Source organism: Leisingera sp. ANG-M1 (assembly GCF_000813745.1).
In the GTDB taxonomy this organism is placed as follows: domain Bacteria; phylum Pseudomonadota; class Alphaproteobacteria; order Rhodobacterales; family Rhodobacteraceae; genus Leisingera.
In genome coordinates, this window is sequence record NZ_JWLC01000052.1 from 1 (window position 1) to 272 (window position 272).

General features: G+C 67.3%; 1 protein-coding gene. It reads left to right on the plus strand.

What is annotated here, in order from left to right; genetic code table 11:
* The coding region (locus RA19_RS25190) for a GltB/FmdC/FwdC-like GXGXG domain-containing protein (RefSeq protein WP_039168602.1) at positions 1–272 on the plus strand (272 nt) is incomplete at both ends.

Here is a 272-nt window from a genome sequence, read left to right on the forward strand (position 1 = left end):
TGAAGCTGGAAGTGTCGGGCGACGCCAATGACTATGTCGGCAAGGGCCTGTCGGGCGGCACCATCGTGGTGCGCCCGCCGCAGGTGAGCCCGCTGGTGGCCTCGGAAAACACCATCATCGGCAATACCGTGCTGTACGGTGCCACCGATGGCTACCTGTTTGCGGCCGGCCGTGCGGGTGAGCGCTTTGCGGTCCGCAACTCCGGCGCCAAGGTGGTGATCGAGGGCTGCGGTGCCTGCGGCTGCGAATACATGACCGGCGGCGTGGCGGTG